The organism is Streptomyces odontotermitis, from assembly GCF_050510915.1.
Lineage (GTDB): Bacteria > Actinomycetota > Actinomycetes > Streptomycetales > Streptomycetaceae > Streptomyces.
Genome location: NZ_JBNJLS010000005.1, coordinates 97,688 through 122,615 on the forward strand (window position 1 = coordinate 97,688; position 24,928 = coordinate 122,615).

The following is a 24,928-nucleotide window of genomic DNA, read 5'->3' on the forward strand; positions in this document are numbered from 1 at the left end:
CCGGCGGGAAGCGCTCCTTACGCCGCATTAACATGGCGCTGATCATCACGGCCCGCCTGCCCGGCGCCGCCCAGCGCACAGAAAACGGAACACCCCCATGGATCTCGGAGTCCGCTGGAGACTGCACGGCGACGGGCGGACCCCCGCCCCCGGCGCCGTCGTCCGCCCCGAAGAGCGGCTCTCCTGGCCGCGCACCATCGGGCTCGGCGCCCAGCACGTCGTGGCCATGTTCGGGGCGTCTTTCGTGGCGCCCGTCCTGATGGGCCTCGACCCGAATCTCGCCATCATGATGTCCGGCGTCGCGACGGTCATCTTCCTGCTGGCCACCCGTGGCCGGGTGCCGAGCTACCTGGGCTGCTCCCTCTCCTTCGTGGGCGTCGCCGCCGTGATCCGCGCGCAGGGCGGCTCCAGCGCGACGGTGACCGGCGCGGTCTTCGTGGTCGGCATCGCGCTGTTCCTGGTGGGCGTCGCGGTGCAGCGGTTCGGGGCGCGGATCATCCACGCCGCGATGCCCCCGGTGGTCACCGGCGCCGTCGTCATGCTGATCGGCTTCAACCTCGCGCCGGTCACCGCGACGACGTACTGGCCGCAGGACCAGTGGACGGCGCTGTTCGTGATGCTGTTCACCGGATTGGCCGTGGTGTGTCTGCGCGGCTTCTGGTCCCGGGTGGCGATCTTCCTCGGACTGCTCTTCGGGTACGCCCTGTCCTGGGCCCTCGACTCGGTCTTCGGCAAGATCCACTCGGCGGACGGCTCGGGCAAGGTCGTCGACCACTGGCGGCTCGACCTGTCCGCCGTCGGCCACGCCGACTGGATCGGTCTGCCGTCCTTCCATGCGCCGAGCTTCGAGTGGTCGGCGATCCTCGTCGCGCTGCCCGTCGTGATCGCCCTGGTCGCCGAGAACGCCGGGCACGTCAAGGCGGTCGGCGAGATGACCGGCGACGACCTCGACGGCAAGCTGGGCACCGCGATCTCCGCGGACGGCGCCGCCTCGATGCTCTCCACCGCGGTCGGCGGCCCGCCCAACACCACGTACTCGGAGAACATCGGCGTGATGGCCGCGACCCGCGTCTACTCGACGGCGGCGTACTGGGCGGCGGCGGGCTTCGCCCTGCTCTTCGGCCTGTGCCCCAAGTTCGGCGCGATCGTGGCCGCGATCCCCGGCGGCGTCCTCGGCGGCATCACCGTGATCCTGTACGGCATGATCGGCCTGCTCGGCGCGCAGATCTGGATCAACGCCAAGGTGGACCTGCGCAATCCGCTGAACCTGGTCCCGGCCGCCGCGGGCATCATCATCGGCGTCGGCAACGTCTCGCTGAAGTTCACCGACAACTTCCAGCTCAGCGGCATCGCGCTCGGCACGATCGTGGTCATCACCGGCTACCACGTGCTGCGCGCCTTCGCCCCGCCGCACCTCAAGTCCCAGGAACCGCTGCTGGACTCGGGCACGTCGACGTACGACGCCGACGCGGACGACGCCGCTCAGCCCCGCGCCAAGTCGTAGGCGTACTGCGGCGCGAACGTGCCCGGCTCCCCCGCACAGCCGTCCGACTCCCCCGGCAGCTTGACCCACAGATAGCCGTCGATGCGGGGCTCGCCGGTGGCCGGCGTGGGGGCCCGGCCGAGCCCCCGCCCGCCGGGGTCGCACCACTCGCCGTCGGCCGGGGCGCCGTTGCCGTTGCGGCTGGTGTCGATGACCGCGCCGAGCGAGGCGGGGCCGCCGAGGGCCGCCAACACCCTTCGGGCGTACGCCACTTCGGCACCCGTTCCCTGGAAGTTGGACACGTTCGTGAAGATGCCGTCGGAGGACGCGGGCGACGCGGCGCCCGCCGAGCGGAGCCGGGCCGCCTGCGCCGCGGGCGCGTGCCAGCCGGAGTGCCCGGCGTCGAAGTAGACCCGGGCCCGGGGATCGGCGGCCTTCAGCACCCGGCCCGCCCGGGCCAGCGAGGCGTACCGCTCGGCGCGCCCGGCCCGGGAGAGGCACTCGGTCTGGGCCAGGGCGTCGGGCTCCAGGATCACGATGACCTCGCCGGAGCCGAGCCCCGCCGCGAACTTCTCGATCCACGCGTCGTACGCCGCGAGGTCCGGCGCCCCGCCCTGCGACGCGCCCCCGCAGTCCCGGTCCGGTATCGCGTACGGCACGAGCACCGGGACCCGTCCCGAGGCCGCCGAGGTCACCGCCCGCACCCGGGCCGTGATGGTCCCGGGCCGGTAGTCCGCGAACCAGACGGCGGCGGGCCGCGCGGCGATGCGGGACTCGATGAGCGGGCGGCGCGGGTCGCCGCGGTGGGCCCGGACCCAGTCCAGGACCTGGGAGTCGCCGTGCCGGTAGAGGCGGTTCGCGGCGGCCGGCGGCCCGGACGGCTGCGGACGCGCCGACGACGGCACGGGCCCCGGCCTCGGCTTCCCCTTCGCCGCGGACGACGACTTCGAAGGCGAGGGCTTCGGCTTCCGGGTGTGCGGGGCGGCGGTCGGGCTCGGCACGGCGGGCAGCGGTTCGAGCGCGGGCGTGCGGGATGCCTCGGGGCGCGCCCGGTCCGTGCCGCCGCCCCTGTCGTCGAGCGCGGACACCAGGCCCGCGACGGTCCCGACGGCCGCCACGACGGAGGCCGCCGTCACCATGGCGCCGCGGCGCGCGGCACGCCTGCGCCCGGCACGCCTGCGCCCGGCCCGCCCACCCCGGTGCCGTCCCGTCTCCCCCCCGCAACGCCCCTCCTTCGCAACGCCCGCTCCCGGCCGTCGATTTCCCGTGTTATCCCTCGTTATGGGGAATCGCCCGGTGCGCTGACACTCCGGCCAGCCTAGGACTGGGACGCTGCCCCCATGGCGCAGTTGGAACAGTTCACGGCCCCCGCGCGCGGCAGCGGCGGCGTCGACGCGGTGGTGGCGCGGATGCGTGCCATCGGCGACGACCTGCCGCCGCGCGACGGCCTGGCCGTCTTCAACCGGGTGTATCTGTCGGTCACGGAGGAGGTCGACCGGCACCTCGGCGCCGGCCGGTTCGCGGACGCCCGGGCCGCCACCACGCTGGATCTCCAGTTCGCCGTGCGCTACTTGGCGGCCGTGGACGCGGCGGCGGGTCCGGGCCGCCCGCCCGCCTGCTGGCGCCCCCTCTTCCAGTACCGGCGCCATCCCGGCGTACGCCCGCTGCAGTTCGCGCTCGCGGGCATCAACGCGCACATCGGCCACGACCTGGCGCTGGCCGTCGTGGACACCTGCCGTACGCTCTGCTGCGAACCCGCCGCGGTGGAGGACGAGTTCGACCGGGTGGGCGACATCCTCGTATCGCTGGAGGAGCGGATCCGCGAAGAGCTGATGCCGGGCCCCGACCTCCTCCAGATCGCCGACCCGCTGACCCACCTGTTCGGCTCCTGGAGCCTGGAGCGGGCCCGCGACGGCGCCTGGGCGGCGGCCCGCGCCCTGTGGGCCCTGCGTGAACACCCGGGCCTTGCCGGGGAGTTCCGCGAACGCCTGGACGGGGCGGTGGGCCTGGTGAGCCGGATGCTGCTCACGCCGCTGCCGGACTGACCCGCCTCCCGCCCGGCCACTGGACTCCCGCCCGGCCACCGGACCGGCCGCGCGCCCCACCCGGAACATTCGCCGTCCCGGAACTCCCGTGCCCCTTCGGCACGTTGAACCCTCTTGAGCCCTCTACTGCGAAGGAGCACCCGGATGGCGACGCGACTCGGACTCGGCCTGCCCCAGATGAAGCAGTACGCCCTCGGGCGTGACGTCCCCGAAGTGGCCCGCGCCGCCGAGGAGATCGGGTACGAGAGCCTGTGGGTCTTCGAGCGCGTCCTGTTCCCCGACCGGCCCGCCCAGGGCCTGTACGGGATCGAGGGGCTGCCCTGGCCCGATCAGTACCGCTCGGTGGCCGACCCCCTGGTGACGCTCACGCTCGCCGCGGCGGCCACGGAGCACGCCCGGCTCGGCACCAGCGTGCTGGTGGCACCGCTGCACGTCCCCTTCCAACTCGCGCGCTCGCTCGCCACGTTGGACGCGGCGAGCGGCGGCCGGGTCGTCGCGGGCCTGGGCACGGGCTGGTCCCTGGACGAGTACGCGGCGGCGTCCGTCGCCCCCTTCGCCCGGCGCGGCCAGGTCCTGGACGAGCTGATCGACGTCTGCCACGCGGTCTGGGGCCCGGACCCGGTGACGTACGAGGGCGAACTCACCACGGTCGCGCCCGCCGAGGTCGGCCCCAAACCCGCCCGGCCCATCCCCGTCCTGCTCCCCGCCCACAGCCCGAAGGCGGCCCGGCGCCTCGTCGACCGGGCGGACGGCTGGATGCCGGCCGCCCAGGGCGCGGAGGCGCTCGCCAAGTCCTGGCGGGACCTGCAGAACCTGGCCTCCGAGCGGAGCCGCGAGGAACCGATCCAGAGCGTGCTGCGGGTCAACACCCTGTACACGCGCACCCCGTACGAGGGTGCGGACCGCCGCCCCTTCCAGGGGAGCGTCGCGCAGATCGTGGAGGATCTGGTGGCGCATGCGGAGGTGGGCCTGGAGGAGATGCTCCTGGACCTCCAGGGCGGGGCCCGGGACGCGGAGGAGCTGAAGGACCTGGCGCACGAGGTCTACGAAGCGGCGAGGTCGGCCGGGGTGTGAGAGGTCACTCCCCGCCCTCCCCCTCGCGACGAAGGAGCCTCAGTCCTCCGGAAGCTCCACCGGCGCGATCTCGTCGAACACGTCCCCCGGCCCCGGATTCACCGCATCCGTGGCCCCGCCGAGCTGGTGCATGACCCCCCACACCGCGTTCAGCGCCGTCTGCACCGCGCCCTCGGCCCACCCGGCCGTCCAGGAGATGTCGTCGCCCGCGAGGAACAGCCCCCGCTTGTCCTCCGGCAGCCGGTCCTGCATGAAGTGCGTGAACAGGCGTCGCTGGTAGCGGTAGTGGCCCGGCAGGTTCGCCTTGAACGCGCCCATGAAGTAGGGCTCGTTCTCCCAGGAGACGGTCACCGGGTTGCCGATGATGTGCTTGCGGATGTCGACCTTGGGATAGATCTCGCCGAGCGACTTGAGCATGACCTCCATGCGCTCGTTCGCCGACAGCGGCAGCCACTTCAGGCTGTCGTCGCACCAGGTGTAGGAGAGGCAGATGACGGCGGGCTTGTCCGGGCCGTCGTCCAGGAGGTACGTGCCGCGCGTCATGCGGTCGGTGAGCGTCATCGACATGACGTCGCGCCCGGTGTCCTCGTCCTTGTCCAGCCAGAAGGGACGGTCCACCGGCACGAAGAGCTTCGAGCTCTCCATGTAGTGGGTGCGCTCCATCGCCGTCCAGTGGTCGATGGGGAAGAGCGAGTCATCGCAGTCGATCTTGCTGAGCAGCATCCAGGACTGGCCGGTGAAGATGGCCGCCGGGAAGGTGCGGATGTCGCCGGAGGCGTCCGTCACGGTGATGCGGTTGCCCGCCGTGCGGTGCAGCCGGGTCACGGCGGGACGGGGCTCGCCGGACGCGTGCAGGGACTTCAGCGAGGTGCCGAGGTCCCAGTGCACGATCTTCTGCGGCTCGCGCTCCCACAGGCGCAGCGGCAGCTGCTGGCTGCCGCCGACGATGCCGCGGTGGTGGTCGTCGGCCTCGGTGTAGACGACGCGCAGGATCTCCAGGATGGAGTTGGGGAAGTCGGTGTCCCAGCCGCCGGTGCCGAAGCCGACCTGGCCGAATATCTCGCGGTGGCGGAAGGACTTGAACGCCTCGGAGGCGCACAGGAAGCCGTAGAAGGTCTGGTTGTCGAGCTGCTCGACGAGGCGCGACCAGATCTCCCGGATCTTCGGCACGTCCCGCTCGCGCAGGGCGCGGTTCATGTCGGCGAACTCGGCGCCCTCCTCCAGGCAGGCGTTCCACGCGTTCATGACGTCGCGGTAGACCTGCGGCAGGTCGTCGACCGAAGTGGCGTAGTGCGACTCGCCCTTGAGGTCCACGACCGTCGACGGGGTCGACTCCGCAAGGGGGTTGGGGAAGGGCTTGGTCTCCAGGCCCACCAGGTCGATGTAGTACTGCAGGGCCGTCGAGGACGGCGGGAAGCGCATCGCGCCCATCTCGGCGGTGAGCGCAGGGTCGCAGCCGTCGAAGCCGACGGTGCGCAGCCGCCCGCCGATCTGGTCCGCCTCGTAGACGACGGGCTTGAGGCCCATCTTCATGAGCTCGTACGCCGCGACGATGCCGGAGAGGCCACCGCCGATGACGGCCACTTCCGTGCCGTGCTCGGTCGCGGGTATCCGGCCCAGGCCCGCGGCGTGGTGGAGATAGTCGTCGTACGCGTAGGGGAAGTCCGGGCCGAACATCGTGATGGGCGGCTGGCCGTCGTCGTGATGCTGGGCGGCGTTGGGCACCGTGGACGTCATGGGGTACGGACTCCTTGCGGGAAAGCGGGGCGAGGCAGGGGCAGCGGGGTGGGCGGGGCGGGGGCCGTGGCTCAGGTGAGGGACCCGTACAGGCCGGGCCTGCGGTCGCGCAGATACGGGTTGGCCTCGCGGGAGGCGGCGAGGAAGTCGGGGTCGGCGTCGGCGACGACCAGCTCCTCCCCCCGGCCCGCGCGGGCGCGGGCGATCCCGTCGGGCCCGGCGAGCGTGGAGAGCCCGACGAACTCGAACTCGCCCTCCGGACCGACCCGGTTGACGTAGGCCACGTACAGCTGACTCTCGAAGGCGCGCACCGGGACGACGGACTCGGCGACGAACTGGAACGGGTGCATCTGGGCGGTGGGCACCAGGAGCAGATCGGTGCCCGCGAGGGCGTGCGCCCGGACGTTCTCGGGGAACTCCACGTCGTAACAGATCATCAGGCCGACCCGGAGGCCGCCCAACTCCGCCTGGACCACGGGCTGTTCACCCGGTGTGAACCAGCCCTGCTCGAAGTCTCCGAAGAGATGGGTCTTACGGTAGTTCGCCACCCGCGCACCGTCTGCACCGATCAACTGCGCGGAGTTGAAGAGCACGTCGCCGTCGCGCTCCGGGTAGCCGTAGGCGACGGCGACCCCGTGGCGCACGGCGATCTCGGCGACCCGTGTCGCGGAGGGGCCGTCGGCGGGCTCGGCGAGGCGCGGCACGTCGTCGCCGATCGCGTACCCGGTCAGGAACATCTCCGGCGCGACGAGCAGCCCGGCCCCCGTGGCGGCGGCCCGGGCGGCGGCCTCGTCGAGCACCTTCAGGTTGGCGGCGACGGATCCGGGACGGCCGGAGCTCTGGAGCAGGGCGGTGCGCAGCGGCGGCATGACGGACCTCGGGCAGGAGTGGGTGGAGGGGTCGGATAGACGGTACGTTCGCCGCCCTTGTCCGGACAAGATTGGTCCGTTGTGGGCAAGTGCTCGATCTGTTGCGCCGGGGCCGCGTGGGGCGGCGATTCATTGCGCACCGGTCATAGGGCGCCTCCCCCGCACGGCGGAAGCGGGTTCCCTCCCCTGGGCCGACGTGCCGGGGCCCCGTCCCGGGAGATCGTGATCTCGCCCGGAAGGACCGGGTGCAGGGCCTCGCAGAGGAGGGCTCCCGTGAGCCGCACCGTCTTCACCCCCACCACCGTCCGTGTCGTCGCCGTCGGCGCCGCGATCCTGGCCCTCGCGGGGGTGGCGGGCGTGGCCGTCGCCTCGGACGACGAGGGCCCCCGCCCGGCGGTCACGGCGGCCACCGACAAGCCCCGTGGAACGGCCGCGGACAAGCCCCGCGAGGCGGCCGCGCTCACCGGCTCGGCGAAGCTGTTCCGCAAGACCACGGAGGACGTGACGTTCACGTTCGACGCCCACCTGGCAGCGAAGAACAACACCCGCCCCGACAAGGCGACCGGCACCTTCGGGTTCGTGCACCTGGAGAAGCCGGGCGGCAAGGGCGGCTGGGCGAAGGGCCGCATCGACTGCCTGGTGACGGGCGGCAAGGTGGCGACGGCGACCGGGATCATCACCGAGACCAACCTCAAGGAGATCAAGGGCAGCCGCGTCGGCTTCAGCGTCAACGACCAGGGCACCCACGACCGGCTCGGCTACAGCTGGGCGGCGGCGGGCGGCCCCGACGGCACCAAGAAGCTGACCAAGTGCAACAGCGCGGCCCCCTTCGAGCGGGTCAAGCAGGGCACCGGCGACTTCCACGTGCTGCCGTGGCAGGTCCCGTACCCGACGAGCTGACCCGCACCGGACCACCGGACCGGGGGCCGCCCCGACGGGGGTGGGGCGGCCCCTACGCCGGGGAGCCGGAGCTGTACCGCCGCAACAACGGCGACAGCACCAGCACCGACTTCGTCCGCTCCACGAACGGCTCCCCGGCGATCCGCTCCAGGACCCGCTCGAAGTGGCGCATGTCGGAGGCGAAGACCTGGACGACCGCGTCCGCCTCACCGGTGACGGTGGAGGCGGCCGCGACCTCCTGGTAGCGCTCCAGGCCCTTCTGGATGGCCTCGGGCGAGGTGTTGCGGCGGCAGTAGATCTCGATGAACCCCTCGGTCTCCCAGCCGAGCGCGGCCGGGTCGACGCGGACCGTGAACCCGGTGATGGCGCCGGTGGCCCGCAGCCGGTCCACGCGCCGCTTCACGGCGGGCGCGGACAGGCCGACGAGCTGCCCGATGTCGGCGTAGGAGCGGCGGGCGTCCTCGGCGAGGGCGTGCACGATGCGTTCGTCGAGTTCGTTCAGCACAGGGGGTCGATCACTTCTCTGCGGTGCGGCGCGCCGCCGCGGGGCGGCGCGCCACGGTCACTTCTCCACGGAGACCGGCCCGGTCGGCTCGGCCTCCAGACGGGAGCGGCGCATCCCGTACACGAAGTAGATCACGAGGCCGACGGCCATCCAGCCGACGAACCACTGCCAGGTCACCAGCGGCAGGTTCCACATCAGATAGCCGCAGCTCGCGAAGCCGAGGAGCGGGATGACCCAGCCGAGCGGCACGCGGAAGGTGCGGTTCATGTCGGGGCGCCGGTGGCGCAGCACCACGACCGCGATGTTGACCAGGGCGAAGGCGAAGAGCGTGCCGATGCTGGTGGCGTTGGCGAGCTCGCCGAGCGGGATGGCGGCGGCGAGCACGCCGCAGAACAGCGAGACGATCAGGGTGTTCGCGACCGGGGTGCCGGTGCGGGGGCTGACCTTGGCGAAGACCTTGGGGACCAGGCCGTCGCGGGACATCGCGAACAGGATGCGGGTCTGGCCGTAGAGCACGGTCAGGACGACGCTCGCGATGGCGACGACGGCGCAGGCGGCGAGCACGGTGGCCCACAGCGACTGACCGGTGACGTCCTTCATGATCCCGGCGAGCGCGGCCTCGGAGCCCTCGAAGTCCTTCCAGGGACGGGCGCCGACGGCGACGACCGCGACCAGGACGTAGAGCGCGGTGACGATGACCAGCGAGAGCATGATCGCGCGGGGCAGGTCGCGCTGCGGGTTCTTGGCCTCTTCGCCCGCGGTGGAGGCGGCATCGAAGCCGATGTAGGAGAAGAAGAGCGACGAGGCGGCGGCGCTGACGCCCGCCGTGCCCAGCGGCATGAAGTTCTCGTAGTTGCCGGATTTGAAGCCCTGGAAGCCGATGACGCAGAAGAGCACGAGCGCCGCGATCTTCACGCACACCATGATCGTGTTGGCGCGTGCCGACTCACGGGCGCCGCCGAGCAGCAGGAACATCGCGAGGACGACCACGATCAGCGCGGGCAGGTTGAAGTACCCGCCGTCACCGGGCGGCGCGGCGATCGCGTCGGGGATGGTGACGCCGATGGTCCCGTTGAGGAACTCGTTGAGGTACTGCCCCCAGCCGACGGCGACGGCCGCGACCGAGACGCCGTACTCGAGGATCAGGCACCAGCCGCAGACCCAGGCGATGAACTCGCCGAGTGTTGCGTACGCATACGAGTACGAGGAGCCGGCGACCGGGATGGTGCCCGCCAGCTCCGCGTACGAGAGGGCGGAGAAGAGCGCGGTGAGGCCGGCGATCACGAAGGAGAGCGTGACGGCGGGTCCGGCCTTGGGGACGGCTTCACCGAGCACCACGAAGATGCCGGTGCCGAGGGTGGCACCGATGCTGATCATGGTGAGCTGCCACATGCCGAGCGAGCGGCGCAGCGTGCCGCCCTCGCCCTGGCCGCCCTCCGCGACCAGGCGTTCCACCGGCTTGCGGCGCATCAGCCGGTGGCCGATGCCGGGTACGGGGCCGGGGGCGGATGGTCCACCGGAACTGCTGGGTTGCGGTGGTGCGCCGTGGTCGAGCACGCGCTGGCTCCTTCATCGCTGCCGGTCAGGGCGGCGCGGACCGATGGCAGCCCGGCCAGAAGGGGGACCACCGAGCAGGCAGTCCGCCACGCCAGTTACAGCGGGCACTCTACGAGTTTTCGCTTCACGGGCGTAATGCAGCAACCTTGCGTGCTTGCGCATGATCGTTGCGTACATCCCGTTCCGGCGTGTCTTCATTGCGCCGCCCGTTTCGTCCGTTGCGTTTGCCCGTTTCGCGCCGTGACCTCGGCCACGCTGTTGACACTTCGTCAGATCTGGCACATCGTGCACGCCGACCGGCACCATCCGCCGCCGCCCCAGGCGAACAGGAGACCCGGCATGGACCTCGACGTCCTGTACGAGATCGACGTACCGAAGCCCTGGAACGACCCGCATCCCCACGGCCAGCGCGCCGCCGAGCAGCGCGCCTACCGCGAGGCCGTCGAGCAGATACGGCTCGCGGACCGGATGGGCTTTCGCACCGTGTGGGCGGTGGAGCACCACTTCCGTGAAGGCCGCTCGCACTGCCCGGCGCCCGAGGTACTGCTCGGCCACCTCGCGGCCCTCACCGAGCGCATCCGGCTCGGCTTCGGCGTGACCCTCACCCCCTTCGGCTTCACGCCACCACAGCGGATCGCGGAGAAGGTGGCGACGGTGGACGTCCTCTCCGGCGGCCGCGTGGAGTGGGGCACCGGACGCTCAACTCCCATGGAGCAGACGGCCTTTGGTGTCGACCGCGAGCAGTCGCGGGCGGACTGGCGGGAGGCGATCGAGATCGTCACCGGGATGTGGCGCGAGGAGCACTTCGCCTACGAGTCGCCGCGCTTCTCCTTCCCGCGCCGGATGGTCACCCCGAAGCCGGTCCAGGACCCGCACCCGCCCTGCTGGATGGCGGCCACCTCGCCCGGCTCGGCGGAGGTGGCGGGCGCGGCCGGACTCGGCCTGCTCTCCTTCTCGATCATGCAGCCCCTGGAGACGATGGCCCGGCAGGTCGCGGCCTACCGCGAGGCCGCCCGCGCCCCGGAGCCGATCACGGGGGTCGCGACGGACCGCGTCAGCGCGTACACCCTGGTCCACGCGACGGACCGGCCCTCGCACCGGGTCTGGGACTCGGTCGCCTGGTGGTACCGCAACCTCGCGCAGTTCACCCTCGACTGGGAGCTGCCGCACCTGCCGCCCGAGGACCGCGAGCGCGCCTTCCCGCTCCTGAATCCCATCCTCCAAGGCGACGTCCCCGTACGGGAGTTCAACGACGGCGACATGATCCTCATCGGCGACGCGGCCACCATCGTGCGCAAGGCGAAGCACTACGCCGACCTCGGCGTGGACCAGCTGATCTGCTACGTCCAGTGGGGCTACCTGGAGCACCAGGAGATCCTGCGCACCATCGAGATCCTCGGCAAGGAAGTCATCCCGGAGCTGGCGGCGTACCGCCCGATCGGCACCCGGCCATGACCGGCGACCCGGCCGCCGACGCCACCGGCGAGCCGCTGGACACCACACCCGTCCCCGACTACGCGTCCCGTCACCGCCTGGACGGCCGCGGCTTCGTGCTGCTCGGCGCGGGCAACGGCATCGGACGGCAGACCGCGCACGCGCTCACCGCGGCGGGCGCGCGGGTCCTGTGTGTGGACCTGGACGAGAGGCGCGCGGCGGCGGTCGCGGCGGAGACGGGCGGGACCCCGTACGTGGCGGACGTGACGGACCGCGCGGCGGTGCGCGACCTGTTCGCCCACGCCCGCGAGGAGTTCGCGGACCTCGGCGGCGTGGGCGGGGTCGTCGACATCGTCGGCATGGCGCGGTACGCGGGCCTGGACGAGCTCGACGACGACGCCTGGGACTGGCACTTCGACATCGTCCTGCGGCACGCCCGGCACGCGGTGCGCTACGGCGGCGCGGCCCTCGCCGAGCGCGGCGGCGGCCCGCTCGTCTTCGTCGCCTCGGTCTCCGGCATGACCGCGGCGACGCTGCACGCGGCGTACGGGGCGGCCAAGGCGGGCCTGATCTCCCTCGTGCGCACGGCGGCGGTGGAGTACGGGCCGCGCGGGGTGCGGGTCAACGCGGTGGCCCCGGGCGTCGTCTGGACCCCGCGCGTCGCGGGCCTGCTCGGCGCGGAGGGCCGCGCCCGCAACGCGGAGAACGCCCCGCTCGCCCGCGTCGCCGAACCCGCCGACATCGCCTCGGCCCTGCTCTTCTTCGCCTCTCCCCTGTCCGCGTACGTCACCGGGCAGACCCTGGTGGTGGACGGCGGGGTCGGCGTGAAGTTCCCCTACCCGACGATCGGGCGCCCGTGATGCGGGAGTTACGGGAATTCGTCTGCGGCGCGCCCTGGTGGTCCGACGACGGCCGCCCGCTGCGCGCCGACCCGGCGGAGCGCGCGCTGCTGCCCGGCGACACCTGGGAGCGGGCGACGGTCCCCGCGGGGGTCCGGCTCGCGTTCGTGGCAGGCGGCGTACGGGCGGTGGAGATCGCGTACGAGGGAAGCGAGCCCTGGGAGACGGACACGTACCGGGACGTGCCCCCGCTCTTCACGCTGCTGTCCGGCGACGCGGTGGCGGGCGAGACCTCCGCAGCCCCCGGCACCCACGTGGCCCGCCTCGAACTCCCCCACCCCGAGGGCGAGTTCACGCTCCACCTGCCCGAGGCGCTGCGCCCCGCCCTGCGGGGGCTGCGCCCGGTCGGCGGCGGCACCCTGACGCCCGCCCCGCCGCGCCCCCGCTGGCTGGTCCACGGCGACTCGATCACGGAGGGCTGGTGGGCGTCCCGCCCGCACCTGGCCTGGCCCGCCCTGGCCGGGCGCGCCCTCGGCCTCGACACCGTGAACCTGGGCTACGCGGGCGCCGCCCGGGGCGAGCTGACCTCGGCCCGCCAGCTCGGCTCCCTGAGGGGCGACTTCATCACCCTCGCGTTCGGCACCAACTGCTGGTCGAGGACGCCGAGTTCGACGGGGCTGCTGTACGAGACGACGCGGGCGTTCCTGAACCTCGTACGCGCAGGGCACCCGCACACGCCGCTGCTCGTCGTCTCACCGCTCGTGCGGCCCGACGCCGAGTCGAGGCCCAACGAGCTGGGCGCCACGCTCGCCGACCTGCGCACCGCTCAGGAGCGGGCGGTGCGGGATGCGATCAGGGGCGGAGACGCACACCTGACGCTGCTGCCGGGCGCCGGGATTCTCGGTACCCGGCAGCTGAGGGATGGGGTCCACCCGGACGATGCGGGCCACGAGCTGCTCGCGGATGCCGTGATGGCCTGCGCCCCGCAGGGGGCGCAGGCCATCAGGGACGCGGGGCGGTGTCGCTATGCGGCTCCGCCGCAGGGCGCGACCGGCCCCCACCGGCCGGCAGCCGGATGAACCCGCCCTCCGCAGCGGAGCGTCTAGCTCCAGCTGGCGTGCAGCGGCTTGCCCTCGGCGTAGCCCGCGGCGCTCTGGATGCCGACGGTCGCCTTCTCCGCGAACTCCTCCAGGGAGGCCGCACCCGCGTACGTGCAGGAGGAGCGGACGCCCGCGATGATCGAGTCGATCAGGTCCTCGACGCCCGGGCGGGCCGTGTCGAGGAACATGCGGGAGGTCGAGATGCCCTCCTCGAACAGCGCCTTGCGGGCGCGGTCGTACGCCGACTCGTCGGACGTGCGGTTGCGCACGGCACGCGCCGAGGCCATGCCGAACGACTCCTTGTACGGACGGCCGTTGGCGTCGTGCTGGAGGTCGCCCGGGGACTCGTAGGTGCCCGCGAACCAGGAGCCGATCATCACGTTCGACGCACCGGCGGCCAGCGCCATGGCGACGTCGCGCGGGTGGCGGACACCGCCGTCGGCCCAGACGTGCTTGCCGAACTTCTTGGCCTCGGCGGCGCACTCCAGAACGGCGGAGAACTGCGGCCGGCCGACGCCGGTCATCATGCGCGTGGTGCACATGGCGCCGGGCCCGACACCGACCTTGATGATGTCGGCACCGGCCTCGATCAGGTCGCGCACGCCCTCGGCGGCGACGATGTTGCCCGCGACGATCGGGACCTGCGGGTCGAGGGCGCGCACGGCCTTGACCGCGGCGATCATCGACTCCTGGTGGCCGTGCGCGGTGTCCACGACGAGCGTGTCGACGCCCGCGTCGAGCAGCTGCTTGGCCTTGCCCGCCACGTCGCCGTTGATGCCGACGGCGGCGGCGATGCGCAGCTTGCCGTTCGCGTCCACGGCCGGGGTGTAGAGCGTCGCGCGCAGGGCGCCCGTGCGGGTGAGGATGCCCGCGAGGCGGCCGTCCTTGTCCACGGCGGGGGCGTAGCGGCGGTTGGCGCCGTCGAGCTTGTTGAACGCGTCGCGCGGGTCGATGTCCGCGTCCAGCAGCACGAGGTCCTTGGACATGACCTCGGAGAGCTGCGTGAAGCGGTCGACGCCGGAGAGGTCCGCGTCGGTGACGACGCCGATCGGCTTCTGGTCGCCGTCGACGACCACACCGGCGTTGTGGGCGCGCTTGGGCAGCAGGGCCAGCGCGTCCGCGACGGTCTGCGTGGGGGCGAGGACGATCGGGGTGTCCAGGACGTGGTGGCGCGTCTTGACCCAGGAGATGACCTCGGTGACGACCTCGATCGGGATGTCCTGGGGGATGACGACGAGGCCGCCGCGGCGGGCGACGGTCTCGGCCATGCGGCGCCCGGCGATCGCGGTCATGTTGGCGACGACCAGCGGGATCGTCGTGCCGGTGCCGTCGGGGGAAGAAAGGTCCACGCCCTGTCGGGAGCCGACGGCCGAACGCCTCGGCACCATGAAGACGTCGTCGTACGTCAGGTCGTACGCAGGCTGAATGTCATTGAGGAAGCGCACGTGCTGCTCATCCCAGTCGATCAGAGGTGGCCCCCGAACAGGACAGCCGGGGGAAAAGCACGTACTTCAGTGTCCCATGCCCGCGAGAATGCGCCGCCCGGGACGATCACCCAGGCGGGGGCCGAAAGCCCTGGTCCGATCCTCCAAGAAGGACCCCGCCCGGTGATCTTCCGTGTCTGTCACGCCACCGTGCGTGGCCACCAGTCCAGGACCGGGTCGAGCGACTTCAGGAACGCCTCCGCCGGCGCCCGGCGCAGCGCGAGGTTCCGCAGCCCGGCGGCGAGGGGGTCCCGCCACTGCGCGACCTGCCCGATGCGCCGCGCCCGCGCGGAGATCATCTGGACCCGGGGGCGGCGGATCCGGTCGTACACGGTGAGGGCGCCCTCCACGGACCCGCCCCGGGCGAGCGCGTCGGCGAGCTCGACGGCGTCCTCCAGGGCCTGACAGGCGCCCTGGCCGAGGTTGGGCGTCATGGCGTGGGCGGCGTCGCCGAGCAGCGCGGCCCGGCCGGTGACGAAGGTGTGCAGGGGCGGCAGCTCGTAGATGCCGTGGTGCAGCAGGGCGCCGGGCTCGACGGCGCCGAGCAGGTCGGGGACCGGCGCGTGCCAGCTCCCGAAGCGGCGCCGCAGCAGGGCCAGGGCGCGGTCGGCCGGGATCCGGTCGGCGAGGCCCTCGGGCGCGGTGAGGACGGCGAAGGCGTACACCCGGCCGTCCGGCAGCGGCGCGTACCCGAAGCGCTCGCCGCGCCCCCAGGACTCGGCGCCCTCGGCCACCGGCACCGGCGCGGTCACCATGCGCCAGGTCGTGTAGCCCGCGTACCGGGCCGCGGGCGCACCGGGCCACAGGGAGCGGCGGACCCGGCTGCCGATGCCGTCGGCGCCGATCACGAGGTCCGCGCGGGTCTCGGTGCCGGAGTGCAGAACGGTCCCGTCCGCCCGCACGGCCTCCACGGTCACGCCGGGGCGCAGGTCCTCGGCGGGCACGGCGGCGCGCAGGGTGTCGAGGAGATCGGCGCGGTGCACCATCGCCACCTCGCCGTGGCGGCGGGCCAGTTCACCGGTGTCGGTGCGTGAGAGCCAGCGCCCGGAGCGGTCGCGGATGCCCGCCGACGCGTCGGTCAGGGCGAGTTCACGCACCCGTTCGCCGAGCCCGAGGGCGTCCAGGGCGCGCAGCGCGTTCGGCCACAGGGACAGTCCCGCGCCCAACTCCCTGAAGTCCGGGCGCCGTTCGAGCACCTGGACCCGCCAGCCGGCCCGCCGCAGCGCCACCGCCGTGGCGAGCCCTCCGATGCCGCCGCCCACCACGATCGCCGAGCGTCCGCCCACGGTGATCCCTCCCCTTCGGTCCCCCGCGCACGCGGCGCGTGCGGGCCCCCATTAGATCTTGCCGCAGGGCCGGACCACGAGGCAGGGCCGGGCAGTTGGGGCCACGGCTCCGGGGCGAGCGCGACGGGCACTTTGGACGCTACGAGCACTACGGGCTCTACGGGCTCTACGGGCTCTACGGGCTCTACGGCTCCAGGGCGAGCACGACATCGAGCGGCACGGCCCCGGCAACGTCGCCGTCCCCGCCCCCCGCCGCGTCCCCCGCCGCGTCCCGCCAGTGCGCCACCGCGTCGGTGAGCACCTCCCGGGCGACCCCCCACTCCTGGGGCGCCGCATCCGCGTACTCCTGCCAGCCGCTCACCACGATCAGGCGCCCGCGCGCGGGCGGGGCCCAGGAGAGGTCGGTGAGGCAGTCGGCGAGCGCGTCCCAGTTGCGGCCGAACCAGTCGGGCAGAGCCAGGTCGCGGGCGCACCGCGCCATGAAGGCGGCCTTGTCGCGCACCCCCGCGAGGTCCAGGGCGTAGGTGCTCCAGCCCTCCCCGCGCAGCGCCGTGAGTAGAGCCGTCGTCATCTCAGGACCGCCTTGAAGGACGCGTAGTGATCGCTGGTGTAGTAGGTCTCGCCCCCGTCACCGGTGACGATCCGCCGTGCGCCCCGGTCCCGTCCGCCGGGCGTGCGCACCGTGTACTCGTGGTAGTAACCGCGCTTCTCGCGGGGCAGCACCCGCTCATAGTTCCCGAAGACGGTGCCGTCCTTGGCGTACGGGAACGGCCCGCCCTTGTCGATGCGGCGCAGCGTCTCACGGGCCTCCGCGGGCAACTGACCGGCCCGGACGGTGGCCATGCCGTGCGGCACCCACGAGGGCGTTGCCGCGGCCCGCGAGGGCGAGCCGCCGCCCGAGGACGACGAGCAGCCCACGAGCGCCACACAGCAGAGGAACAGGGCCGCGAGAGCACGGGGCACGAACCGGGACAACATGGCCCCGATGCTGCCACAGCGCCCTGCACGGGGCGCGCTCAGCTCCCGTCCGGGTCCGCCCGGTTCAGCGCGGGACGGGGCGGCGGCCCCGCCACCAAGAGCTGGTCGGCGGCGGCCGTGTCCGTGACCAGGCTGGTCACGAGGCCGGACCGCAGCACCGCGTCGATGGCCGCGGCCTTCCGCTGCCCGCCCGCGATGGCGACCACCTCGGGAATCCGCCGGAGCCGGTCGGCTTCGACGGTGATGCACCGCTCGCCCAGGTCCCGCCCGACCCGACGCCCCTCGGCGTCGAACAGGTGGGCAGACATCTCCGCGGCCACGCCCAGCGAGGCGTAGTGCGCGCGCTCCTCGTCGCTGAGCATGTCGTGCACGGTCGAGATGCCGGGCTCCCACGAGCCGATCGACACACAGGCCACGGTGACCTTGTCGAAGTACTCGAAGGCCCGCGCGATCCCCGTCTGGTTGCGCAGCGCCGCCGCCGTCGCCGGGTCGGGCAGCAGCATCGGCGCGTAGATGGGGTGCGCCTCGCCGCCGGAGACCTGGGCGGCGCGCCGGACGGCCTCGACGGAGCCGCGCTCGGCGGTCCCCGCGTCGTACACGCCGGTCAGCTGCACGACCGTGCACGGCGGCAGCGCCTCCAGGGCCGCCGCCATGTGGATGGTCGAGCGGCCCCAGGCGAGGCCGAGGACATCGCCCTCGTTCACGAGCTCGCCGAGGAGCCCGGCCGCGACCTCGCCGAGGTTCTCCGGGTCCGGCGACTCGTCCGCGTCCTCGGCCGGTGACTCGACGACGACGGCGTGCCGCAGGCCGTAGCGGGCGCGCAGCGCGTCCGAGCGCTCCGCGTCCAGCTCGGCGGGCACGCGGATCTCGATGCGCACGAGATCACGCTCCAGGGCCGTCTCCAGGACCCGGGCCACCTTGAAGCGGCTGACGCCGAACTCCTCCGCGATCTGGATCTTGGACTTGCCCTCGAGGTAGAAGCGGCGGGCCATGGCCGCCGCCTGCACCAGCTCCGCGGGTCCCATCCGCATGGCTGACCGACCCGCCGACATGGCCGACACGACGTCTCCTCACTGCTGTTCACATTCGGGGTTCGCCGTTCATCCTTGCAGATCCGGCGGAGTTGATCAGCCCTGATGGGCGGCGTTCACGTTCCTGTGGCTCAGTGGTCGCACGCCCAGGCCGATGACGCGGTCTTTACCTCCGCTTGGGTGCGCAATGAACGTACCGCCGCGGCCGGGTCCTCGGCGCCGTACACCGCGGAACCCGCCACGAAGACGTCGGCGCCCGCCTCCGCGCACCGCTCGATCGTCGAGGCCGAGACTCCGCCGTCGACCTGCAGCCACATCTGCAGGCCGTGCTTGCCGATGAGCTCACGGGTGCGCCGGATCTTGGGCAGCATGATGTCCAGGAACGCCTGCCCGCCGAAGCCGGGCTCAACCGTCATGATCAGCACCATGTCGAGCTCGGGGAGCAGATCCTCGTACGGCTCGATGGGCGTCGCGGGCTTGAGGGCCATGGACGCGCGGGCACCCTTGGCCCGGATCTCCCGGGCCAGCCGGACCGGGGCGGCCGCGGCCTCCGCGTGGAAGGTGACGGAGCCGGCCCCCGCTTCGACGTACTGCGGGGCCCAGCGATCGGGGTCCTCGATCATCAGGTGGCAGTCCAGGGGCGTGTCCGTCGCCCGCGCCAGGGACTCTACGACCGGCACGCCCAGCGTGAGGTTCGGCACGAAGTGGTTGTCCATGACGTCGACATGGAGCCAGTCCGCGCCGTCGACGGCCTTGGCCTCGTCGGCGAGTCGCGCGAAGTCGGCGGAGAGGATGCTGGGGTTGATCTGAGCTGCCATGCCCCAAGCCTGCCATGCCCGGCGCGCGTTGCCCGCCCCAGCCGGTTCCCGGGGGCCCGCTCCGGTGCCATGCTGGTCGGCTCACAGGCACCGCGCACGGCAGGCGGGGGGACGCCATGGGGGACGTACGTCGGCAGGAGACGGTCCGGGTACAGGGGCAGGGCCAGGGGCAGGGGCAGGAGCGGCGCGGGGTCGCGTGGCTGGTCTGCGGGCCGCGCACCAAGTGGCTGGTGGTGGCGTTCTGGCTGGTGGTGTTCGTCCTCGTGGCGCCGCTCGCGCAGAAGCTCACCGACGCCCAGGACAACGACGCCTCGTCCTGGCTGCCGGGCTCCGCCGAGTCCACCCAAGTCCTGGACGCCTCCAAGGAGTTCAGGCCCGAGGCGATCCCCGCGGTGGTCGTGTACGCGCGTGACGGCGGCCTCACCGTACGGGACCGTGCCGCGATCGCCGCGGACGTGCGGCAGCTGAAGCCGCTGCGCGCGCACGGCGTCCGGGGCGCCGAGACCCGCGGCCCCACCTTCGACAAGCCGAATGCGGCCGCGGCCACGGCGGCACAGATCTACGTCCCCATCACCATGGACGAGAAGGGCTGGGAGCGGATCGCGCCCGCCGTCGACTCCATCCGCGACCGGGTGGGGCGCGGCGGCGACGGCCTGACCGTGCACATCACCGGGCCCGGCGGCACCTCCGCCGACTTCTCCAAGGCGTTCGAGGGCATCGACTCGACGCTGCTCTTCTCGGCGCTCGGCATCGTCGTGGTGATCCTGCTCTTCACCTACCGCAGCCCGACCCTGCTGCTCGCGCCGGTGCTCAGCGTGATCGTCGCCCTGTTCACGGCGCAGGCCCTGATCTATCTCCTGGCCCGGCACGCGGGCCTGACGGTGAACGGCCAGAGCGCGGGCATCCTCACCGTGCTCGTCTTCGGCGCGGGCACCGACTACGGCCTGCTCCTGGTCGCCCGCTACCGCGAGGAGCTGCGCCGCCACGACGACCGGCACGAGGCGATGGCGCTCGCCCTGCATCGCGCCGGGCCCGCCGTGCTCGCCTCGGGCGCGACCGTCGTCCTGAGCATGCTGGTGCTGATGACCGCCGAGATGAACTCGACGCGCGGCCTCGGCCCCGTCGCCGCCATCGGCGTCGCGGTCGCGCTCCTCGCGATGCTCTCGCTCTTCCCCGCGCTGCTCGTGGTCTTCGGACGCTGGTTCTTCTGGCCGGTGATCCCGCACGTCGGCTCGGCCGAGCCCACCGAGAGCGGCGTGTGGGCGCGCACCGGGCGCCGCATCGCCCACCGCCCCCGCCTGACCTGGAGCGTCACGGCGGTGGCCCTCGCACTGCTCTCGCTCGGCCTGTTCCAGCTGCGCGCGGACGGCCTGAGCAACGCCGACGCGTTCACCGACAAGCCCGACTCCATCCACGGCCAGGAGGTCCTCCAGAAGCACTTCCCCGCGGGCAGCGGCGACCCCCTCGTCGTCGTGGCGGCCAAGGACCAGGACACCCGGGTGCGCCGCGTGGTCGCCGCGACCCGGGGCGTCGAGCCGGACAGCATCGGCACACCGCCCGCCACCAAACCGGAGTACGAGGGCAAGGTCCTCCTCGAGGCGACGCTGACCGACCCGCCGGACAGCGCGGCGGCCCGGGAGACCGTGGTGCGGGTGCGCGACGCCGTACACGCGGTGCCGGGCGCCGAGGCCCAGGTCGGCGGCGGCTCGGCGGCCCTCCTGGACATGGACCGCGCCATCGTCCACGACAACAAGCTGGTGATCCCGCTCGTCCTCGCCGTCGTGCTGCTGATCCTCGGGGTGCTGCTGCGCGCCCTGGTGGCCCCGCTGCTGCTGATCGCGACGGTGGCCCTGTCGTTCGCCGCCGCGCTCGGCGTCAGCGCGCTCGCCTTCCGCCACCTCTTCGACTACGCGGGCGAGACACCGGACTTCCCGCTCTTCGTCTTCGTGTTCCTGGTGGCGCTCGGCATCGACTACAACATCTTCCTGTCGACCCGCATCCGCGAGGAGGCCGTCCGTCAGGGCACCCGCGCGGGCATCCTGACCGGCCTGGCCGCGACCGGCGCGGTGATCACCTCGGCGGGCCTGGTCCTCGCGGGCACGTTCGCCGCGCTGGGCACGCTCCCCATGGTGGCCTTCGCGGAGATCGGCTTCGCGGTGGCCCTCGGGGTGCTCCTGGACACCTTCATCGTCCGCTCGGTCCTGGTGACCGCGCTCTTCCTGGACGCGGGGCCCCGCGTGTGGTGGCCCCACGCCCTCGGCCGACGCCCGGAGTGACGGCCCCCGACGGAACGGCCACCAGAACGGAACTACGTCAGGCGGTACGCCGGATCAGCGCCAGGTACATCGCGTCGGTGCCGTGCAGATGCGGCCACAGCTGGATGTCGGGCCCCTCACCGAGCGCGGGCACACCGGGCAACAGCGGCCGCGCGTCGATGAGTTCGGCCCCCTCGTACTGCTTGAGGATGTCGTCGACGACGGCGCGGGTCTCCGCCAGGTGCGGGGAGCAGGTGGCATAGCCGACCACGCCGCCGACCCGCACGGACTCCAACGCGGTGCGCAGCAGGGACCGTTGGAGCGGCGCGAAGCCTTCCAGGTCCTCCGGGCGCCGCCGCCAGCGCGCCTCGGGCCGGCGCCGCAGCGCGCCGAGTCCCGTACAGGGAACGTCCATCAGGACCCGGTCGAAGGCCCCGGGCCGCCACGGCGGCCGGGTGCCGTCGGCGGCGATGACCTGGTACGGCCCGGGATTCCCGTGGAGCGCCTGGGCCACGAGGCGGGCCCGGTGCGGCTGCTTCTCGGAGGCGAGCAGCGTCGCGCCCCGCTCGGCGGCGAGCCCGGCGAGCATGGCCGCCTTGCCGCCGGGGCCCGCACAGCCGTCCAGCCAGCGCGCGTCGGAGCCTTCGAGCGGCGCGTTCGCCAGCGCGAGAGCCACCAGCTGGCTGCCCTCGTCCTGCACCCCGGCCCGCCCCTCGCGCACGGCCGCCAACTGCCCCGGCTCGCCGCCCTCGGTGAGCCGCACGGCATACGGCGACCAGCGCCCCGGCAGCCCCGACTCCTCCCCCAGCGACTCCAGGAGCTCCTCGGCGGTGGTGCGGCCGGGCCGGGCGACGAGGGTGACCTCGGGCCGTTCGTTGTCCGCGTCGAGCAGGTCCTCGATCCCGGCGCGCCCGCCGCCGAGCGAGTCCCACAGCGCCGAGACGACCCAGCGCGGGTGCGAGTGCACGACGGCCAGGTGGTCCTCGGGGTCCTCGTCGTAGGGCGGGGCGACGCGCTCCAGCCAGCCGTCGAGATCGTCGCCCGCGACCTTGCGCAGCACGGCGTTGACGAACTTGGCGCGCCCGTCGCCGAGCACCACCCGGGCCAGCTCCACGGAGGCGGAGACGGCGGCGTGCGAGGGGATGCGGGTGCCGAGCAGCTGGTGCACACCGAGGTTGAGCACGTCGAGCACCGGCGGGTCGACCTCGCGCAAGGGCCGGTCGATGCAGGCGGCCACGATCGCGTCGTACGTGCCCTGGCGGCGCAGCGTCCCGTAGACCAGCTCGGTGGCGAGCGCCGCGTCCCGCCCGTCGAACTTCTCGGGCCCCTCCTTCTCGCGGGCCTTGCGCAGCAGCGGCGGCAGCACGAGGTTCGCGTACGCGTCGCGCTCGTCGACGGCGCGCAGGGCCTCGAAGGCGAGGATCCGCACGGGGTCCTTCTGCGGACGGCGGTAGGGCTTGCCGGGCTTACGGGGGCGCCGGTCGGGCTGGTCGTTCAAAGGTGCTCCGCTTAATGAATGTGTCGCCGTACTGGCTTTACAGGATGGGGCCGACGTACTCAGCGTACGTCGGTGTCGCCCAGCCGCTCACCGGGGGCGATGCGCACCCCGCGCGCCCAGTCGGCGGCGGCCATCGGCTTCTTGCCCTGGGCCTGGACCCAGAGCAGCTCGACGGCGTGCGAGCCCGTGCCGACGTACAGGTTCTTCTTGCCGACCGACAGCTCGCCGGGCGCGAGGTCGGTGCGGTCCGGCACGAGGGTGGCCTGGATCAGCTTCAGCCGCTCGCCCCGGAAGACGGTCCAGGCGCCGGGCGCGGGCGTGCAGCCCCGCACCACGCGGTCCACGCGGAGCGCGGGCGTGGCCCAGTCGACGTGCGCGTCCTCGACGGTGATCTTCGGCGCGAGCGTGACCCCGTCGGCGGGCTGCGGCACGGCCTTGAGGCTGCCGTCCTCGATGCCGTCCATGGTCGCGGCGAGCAGCCCCGCGCCCGCGAAGGCGAGCCGGGTGAGCAGATCACCGCTGGTGTCGGTGGCCCGCACCCCCTCGGTCACGGTCCCGTACACGGGCCCGGAGTCCAGACCCTCCTCGATCAGGAAAGTGGAGGCACCGGTGATCTCGTCGCCCGCCATCACCGCGTGCTGCACCGGGGCGGCGCCGCGCCAGGCGGGCAGCAGCGAGAAGTGCAGGTTGACCCAGCCGCGCGCGGGCACGTCGAGGGCGACCCGGGGCAGCAGCGCCCCGTACGCCACCACCGGGCAGCAGTCGGGCCCGATCTCCCGCAGCCGCGCGAGGAACTCCTCGTCCCGCGGCTTCACGGGCTTGAGCACCTCGATCCCGGCCTCCTCGGCCCGCTCCGCGACCGGGCTCGCGACGAGCCGCCGGCCCCGGCCCGCCGGGGCGTCGGGCCGGGTCACGACGGCGGCCACCTCGTGCCGGCCGGAGGCGATCAGGGCGTCCAGGGCGGGGACGGCGACCTCGGGGGTGCCTGCGAAGACCAGCTTCACTGGGTGGTACCTCGGAATCTCTGGTGACGGCGTCGGCGGTCGGAGCAGCGCACCAGTCTATGGGGCCCGCGCCGGACCCGCTCCGGGTGGCTGCGACGGGGGCGCGGGGGGCGTACGCGGCGACGCGCGCCTTGGGCATATGCGCATACGCCCCCGCACCGTGACCCCTCACGGGCTAGCGCGTTGGTCAAGAAAGAGTTGACCACTTACGGGCCGCGCGCACGCGGCCCCATCCTTTTCAACGCCGGTTCGAGAGGCTTGTTCATGGCCGACCACGCAACCCACGACGCCCAGGCACGGGCCAGCCTGCACCTCCTGGTTCGGGACATCGAGCGGGTCCGCCGGCAGGTGGACGCGCTGCGCACCCTCACCGCGCAGCTCGGCAACGTCTACCGCCCGCGCCGCTCCAGCCCCTCCGCGGGGTTCGTCGTGTACGGGCGGGCCCCCGCCCCGACCGTCCGTCTCGCACAGGAGCTGCGGGACAGCGTCGAGACGCTGGTGACAGCGGCGGTGGACTTCGACCGCTCGCTGGGCTTCTCCTGGGACGCGGTGGGCTCGGCACTCGGGGTCACCAAGCAGGCGGTGCACCGCCGTTACGGCGCCCGCCGCGCCACGACCCAGGCGGCCGCGGAGGCGGAGCGGGCGACCGAGCCGTCCACCTCGCGCGCGGTCCCCGTCGGCGCACCGCTGCCGTCGGTGCCCGCGGCCCGCACGATGCCCACCCAGCCGACGGCCGGCAGCCCGGCCCTGCGCGACGAGGCCCGCCCCGGCGCCTTCCCCGGGCCGCGCAACGGCTGACCCCCAAGGGCCGACTCCTGACGTCCGCCTCCTTCCCCCGGGTGCGGGGTGGGAGGCGGACGTGCGTCTGGCCTCCCCTCACGCATGACCAGGCCCAACCGGGCGTGGGGAACGAGCCGTTACGGAACCCCGCCCCCGACACCCCCTCCGAGCCCGACCGAGCCAACACCCGGCACGCCCGACCGAGCCAGCACCCGGCACCCAGCACCCAGCACCCAGCACCCAGCACCCAG

The 24,928-nt window shown here is 73.2% G+C and carries 21 protein-coding genes and 1 pseudogene; 9 read left to right on the forward strand and 13 right to left on the reverse strand.

All coding sequences use genetic code 11. The annotated features are described in order from the left end of the window. Positions 1-97 precede the first annotated feature (97 nt). Positions 98-1,504 (forward strand): uracil-xanthine permease family protein, encoded by a 1,407-nt coding sequence (locus ACQB60_RS16365; protein WP_496926723.1) that lies wholly within the window; start codon positions 98-100, stop codon positions 1,502-1,504. On the opposite strand, the gene ACQB60_RS16370 is transcribed toward ACQB60_RS16365, so the two are convergent. Further along, the gene (locus ACQB60_RS16370) at positions 1,483-2,622 is read right to left on the reverse strand and encodes a glycoside hydrolase family 6 protein (protein ID WP_496926724.1); all 1,140 of its coding nucleotides are present in this window, start codon (positions 2,620-2,622) and stop codon (positions 1,483-1,485) included. The genes ACQB60_RS16365 and ACQB60_RS16370 overlap by 22 nt on opposite strands. 201 nt (positions 2,623-2,823) lie before the next feature. Here ACQB60_RS16370 and ACQB60_RS16375 point away from each other — a divergent pair, with 201 nt between their 5' ends. After that, positions 2,824-3,528 carry a DUF5995 family protein gene (locus tag ACQB60_RS16375; RefSeq protein WP_496926725.1) on the forward strand — a complete coding sequence of 235 codons (705 nt, stop codon included), beginning with the start codon at positions 2,824-2,826 and terminating at the stop codon, positions 3,526-3,528. Positions 3,529-3,672: 144 nt separating this feature from the next. Next, positions 3,673-4,602, forward strand: a complete 930-nt coding sequence (locus ACQB60_RS16380) for an LLM class F420-dependent oxidoreductase (protein WP_496926726.1) — start codon at positions 3,673-3,675, stop codon at positions 4,600-4,602. Between the two features lie 39 nt (positions 4,603-4,641). Here the strand turns inward: ACQB60_RS16380 and ACQB60_RS16385 are convergent, their stop codons facing one another. Both ACQB60_RS16385 and ACQB60_RS16390 read right to left on the reverse strand, forming a co-directional pair. After that, positions 4,642-6,339 carry a flavin monoamine oxidase family protein gene (locus tag ACQB60_RS16385; RefSeq protein WP_496926727.1) on the reverse strand — a complete coding sequence of 566 codons (1,698 nt, stop codon included), beginning with the start codon at positions 6,337-6,339 and terminating at the stop codon, positions 4,642-4,644. Between the two features lie 71 nt (positions 6,340-6,410). Beyond that, positions 6,411-7,208, reverse strand: coding sequence for a carbon-nitrogen hydrolase family protein (locus tag ACQB60_RS16390; protein ID WP_496926728.1), 798 nt, complete (start codon positions 7,206-7,208; stop codon positions 6,411-6,413). A 273-nt stretch (positions 7,209-7,481) separates the two neighbouring features. Between ACQB60_RS16390 and ACQB60_RS16395 the strand changes: the two genes are divergently transcribed. Further along, positions 7,482-8,108 carry a Repetin gene (locus ACQB60_RS16395; protein ID WP_496926729.1) on the forward strand — a complete coding sequence of 209 codons (627 nt, stop codon included), beginning with the start codon at positions 7,482-7,484 and terminating at the stop codon, positions 8,106-8,108. Positions 8,109-8,160: 52 nt separating this feature from the next. On the opposite strand, the gene ACQB60_RS16400 is transcribed toward ACQB60_RS16395, so the two are convergent. Together ACQB60_RS16400 and ACQB60_RS16405 are read right to left on the reverse strand one after the other, a co-directional pair. Beyond that, positions 8,161-8,613, reverse strand: a complete 453-nt coding sequence (locus ACQB60_RS16400; protein WP_496926730.1) for an Lrp/AsnC family transcriptional regulator — start codon at positions 8,611-8,613, stop codon at positions 8,161-8,163. Positions 8,614-8,670: 57 nt separating this feature from the next. Beyond that, positions 8,671-10,170 (reverse strand): amino acid permease, encoded by a 1,500-nt coding sequence (locus tag ACQB60_RS16405; RefSeq protein WP_496926731.1) that lies wholly within the window; start codon positions 10,168-10,170, stop codon positions 8,671-8,673. 339 nt (positions 10,171-10,509) lie between these two features. On the opposite strand from ACQB60_RS16405, the gene ACQB60_RS16410 reads away from it, so the two are divergent. From ACQB60_RS16410 to ACQB60_RS16420, 3 genes are read left to right on the forward strand one after another with little or no spacing between them, the layout of a single operon-like run. Further along, positions 10,510-11,625, forward strand: a complete 1,116-nt coding sequence (locus ACQB60_RS16410) for an LLM class flavin-dependent oxidoreductase (RefSeq protein WP_496926732.1) — start codon at positions 10,510-10,512, stop codon at positions 11,623-11,625. Then, the gene (locus ACQB60_RS16415) at positions 11,622-12,464 is read left to right on the forward strand and encodes an SDR family NAD(P)-dependent oxidoreductase (protein ID WP_496926733.1); all 843 of its coding nucleotides are present in this window, start codon (positions 11,622-11,624) and stop codon (positions 12,462-12,464) included. Before ACQB60_RS16410 ends, ACQB60_RS16415 begins: the two co-directional genes overlap by 4 nt. Then, the gene (locus ACQB60_RS16420; protein ID WP_496926734.1) at positions 12,464-13,522 is read left to right on the forward strand and encodes a GDSL-type esterase/lipase family protein; all 1,059 of its coding nucleotides are present in this window, start codon (positions 12,464-12,466) and stop codon (positions 13,520-13,522) included. The genes ACQB60_RS16415 and ACQB60_RS16420 overlap by 1 nt, the downstream gene beginning before the upstream one ends. 23 nt (positions 13,523-13,545) lie before the next feature. Here the strand turns inward: ACQB60_RS16420 and ACQB60_RS16425 are convergent, their stop codons facing one another. The 6 genes and pseudogenes from ACQB60_RS16425 to rpe form a co-directional block, all read right to left on the reverse strand. Beyond that, a complete protein-coding gene (locus tag ACQB60_RS16425; RefSeq protein WP_496926735.1) occupies positions 13,546-14,988 on the reverse strand; it encodes a GuaB1 family IMP dehydrogenase-related protein in 1,443 nt (480 codons plus the stop codon). 179 nt (positions 14,989-15,167) lie between these two features. Further along, positions 15,168-16,313, reverse strand: coding sequence for an FAD-dependent oxidoreductase (locus ACQB60_RS16430; protein ID WP_496926736.1), 1,146 nt, complete (start codon positions 16,311-16,313; stop codon positions 15,168-15,170). A gap of 184 nt (positions 16,314-16,497) precedes the next feature. Then, positions 16,498-16,884 (reverse strand): barstar family protein, encoded by a 387-nt coding sequence (locus ACQB60_RS16435; protein WP_496926737.1) that lies wholly within the window; start codon positions 16,882-16,884, stop codon positions 16,498-16,500. Next, positions 16,881-17,291: a guanyl-specific ribonuclease gene (locus ACQB60_RS16440; RefSeq protein WP_496926738.1), complete on the reverse strand. Its 411-nt coding sequence runs from the start codon at positions 17,289-17,291 to the stop codon at positions 16,881-16,883. Before ACQB60_RS16440 ends, ACQB60_RS16435 begins: the two co-directional genes overlap by 4 nt. A gap of 38 nt (positions 17,292-17,329) precedes the next feature. Next, positions 17,330-18,375 (reverse strand): annotated as a pseudogene (locus ACQB60_RS16445) (sugar-binding transcriptional regulator). Positions 18,376-18,453: 78 nt separating this feature from the next. Continuing rightward, on the reverse strand, positions 18,454-19,140 hold the full coding sequence (gene rpe / locus ACQB60_RS16450; RefSeq protein WP_384847442.1) for a ribulose-phosphate 3-epimerase: 687 nt from the start codon (positions 19,138-19,140) through the stop codon (positions 18,454-18,456). Positions 19,141-19,256: 116 nt separating this feature from the next. On the opposite strand from rpe, the gene ACQB60_RS16455 reads away from it, so the two are divergent. After that, complete coding sequence (locus tag ACQB60_RS16455) at positions 19,257-21,416, forward strand: MMPL family transporter (protein WP_496926739.1); 2,160 nt, start codon at positions 19,257-19,259, stop codon at positions 21,414-21,416. A gap of 37 nt (positions 21,417-21,453) precedes the next feature. Here ACQB60_RS16455 and ACQB60_RS16460 read toward each other — a convergent pair whose 3' ends face one another. Together ACQB60_RS16460 and fmt are read right to left on the reverse strand one after the other, a co-directional pair. Then, entirely contained in the window at positions 21,454-22,893 is a 1,440-nt protein-coding gene (locus tag ACQB60_RS16460) for an RsmB/NOP family class I SAM-dependent RNA methyltransferase (protein WP_496926740.1), read from the reverse strand. A gap of 59 nt (positions 22,894-22,952) precedes the next feature. After that, complete coding sequence (fmt, locus tag ACQB60_RS16465; RefSeq protein WP_496926741.1) at positions 22,953-23,897, reverse strand: methionyl-tRNA formyltransferase; 945 nt, start codon at positions 23,895-23,897, stop codon at positions 22,953-22,955. Between the two features lie 264 nt (positions 23,898-24,161). Between fmt and ACQB60_RS16470 the strand changes: the two genes are divergently transcribed. Continuing rightward, positions 24,162-24,695 carry a hypothetical protein gene (locus tag ACQB60_RS16470; protein WP_496926742.1) on the forward strand — a complete coding sequence of 178 codons (534 nt, stop codon included), beginning with the start codon at positions 24,162-24,164 and terminating at the stop codon, positions 24,693-24,695. The last annotated feature ends 233 nt before the right edge of the window (positions 24,696-24,928 follow it).

Coding starts and splice junctions, on each gene's coding strand:
- ACQB60_RS16365 (WP_496926723.1), top strand. CDS start 98: ATGGATCTCGGAGTCCGCTGGAGACTGCACGGCGACGGGCGGACCCCC.
- ACQB60_RS16370 (WP_496926724.1), bottom strand. CDS start 2,622: ATGGTGACGGCGGCCTCCGTCGTGGCGGCCGTCGGGACCGTCGCGGGC.
- ACQB60_RS16375 (WP_496926725.1), top strand. CDS start 2,824: ATGGCGCAGTTGGAACAGTTCACGGCCCCCGCGCGCGGCAGCGGCGGC.
- ACQB60_RS16380 (WP_496926726.1), top strand. CDS start 3,673: ATGGCGACGCGACTCGGACTCGGCCTGCCCCAGATGAAGCAGTACGCC.
- ACQB60_RS16385 (WP_496926727.1), bottom strand. CDS start 6,339: ATGACGTCCACGGTGCCCAACGCCGCCCAGCATCACGACGACGGCCAG.
- ACQB60_RS16390 (WP_496926728.1), bottom strand. CDS start 7,208: ATGCCGCCGCTGCGCACCGCCCTGCTCCAGAGCTCCGGCCGTCCCGGA.
- ACQB60_RS16410 (WP_496926732.1), top strand. CDS start 10,510: ATGGACCTCGACGTCCTGTACGAGATCGACGTACCGAAGCCCTGGAAC.
- ACQB60_RS16415 (WP_496926733.1), top strand. CDS start 11,622: ATGACCGGCGACCCGGCCGCCGACGCCACCGGCGAGCCGCTGGACACC.
- ACQB60_RS16420 (WP_496926734.1), top strand. CDS start 12,464: ATGCGGGAGTTACGGGAATTCGTCTGCGGCGCGCCCTGGTGGTCCGAC.
- ACQB60_RS16435 (WP_496926737.1), bottom strand. CDS start 16,884: ATGACGACGGCTCTACTCACGGCGCTGCGCGGGGAGGGCTGGAGCACC.
- ACQB60_RS16440 (WP_496926738.1), bottom strand. CDS start 17,291: ATGTTGTCCCGGTTCGTGCCCCGTGCTCTCGCGGCCCTGTTCCTCTGC.
- rpe (WP_384847442.1), bottom strand. CDS start 19,140: ATGGCAGCTCAGATCAACCCCAGCATCCTCTCCGCCGACTTCGCGCGA.
- ACQB60_RS16455 (WP_496926739.1), top strand. CDS start 19,257: ATGGGGGACGTACGTCGGCAGGAGACGGTCCGGGTACAGGGGCAGGGC.
- ACQB60_RS16470 (WP_496926742.1), top strand. CDS start 24,162: ATGGCCGACCACGCAACCCACGACGCCCAGGCACGGGCCAGCCTGCAC.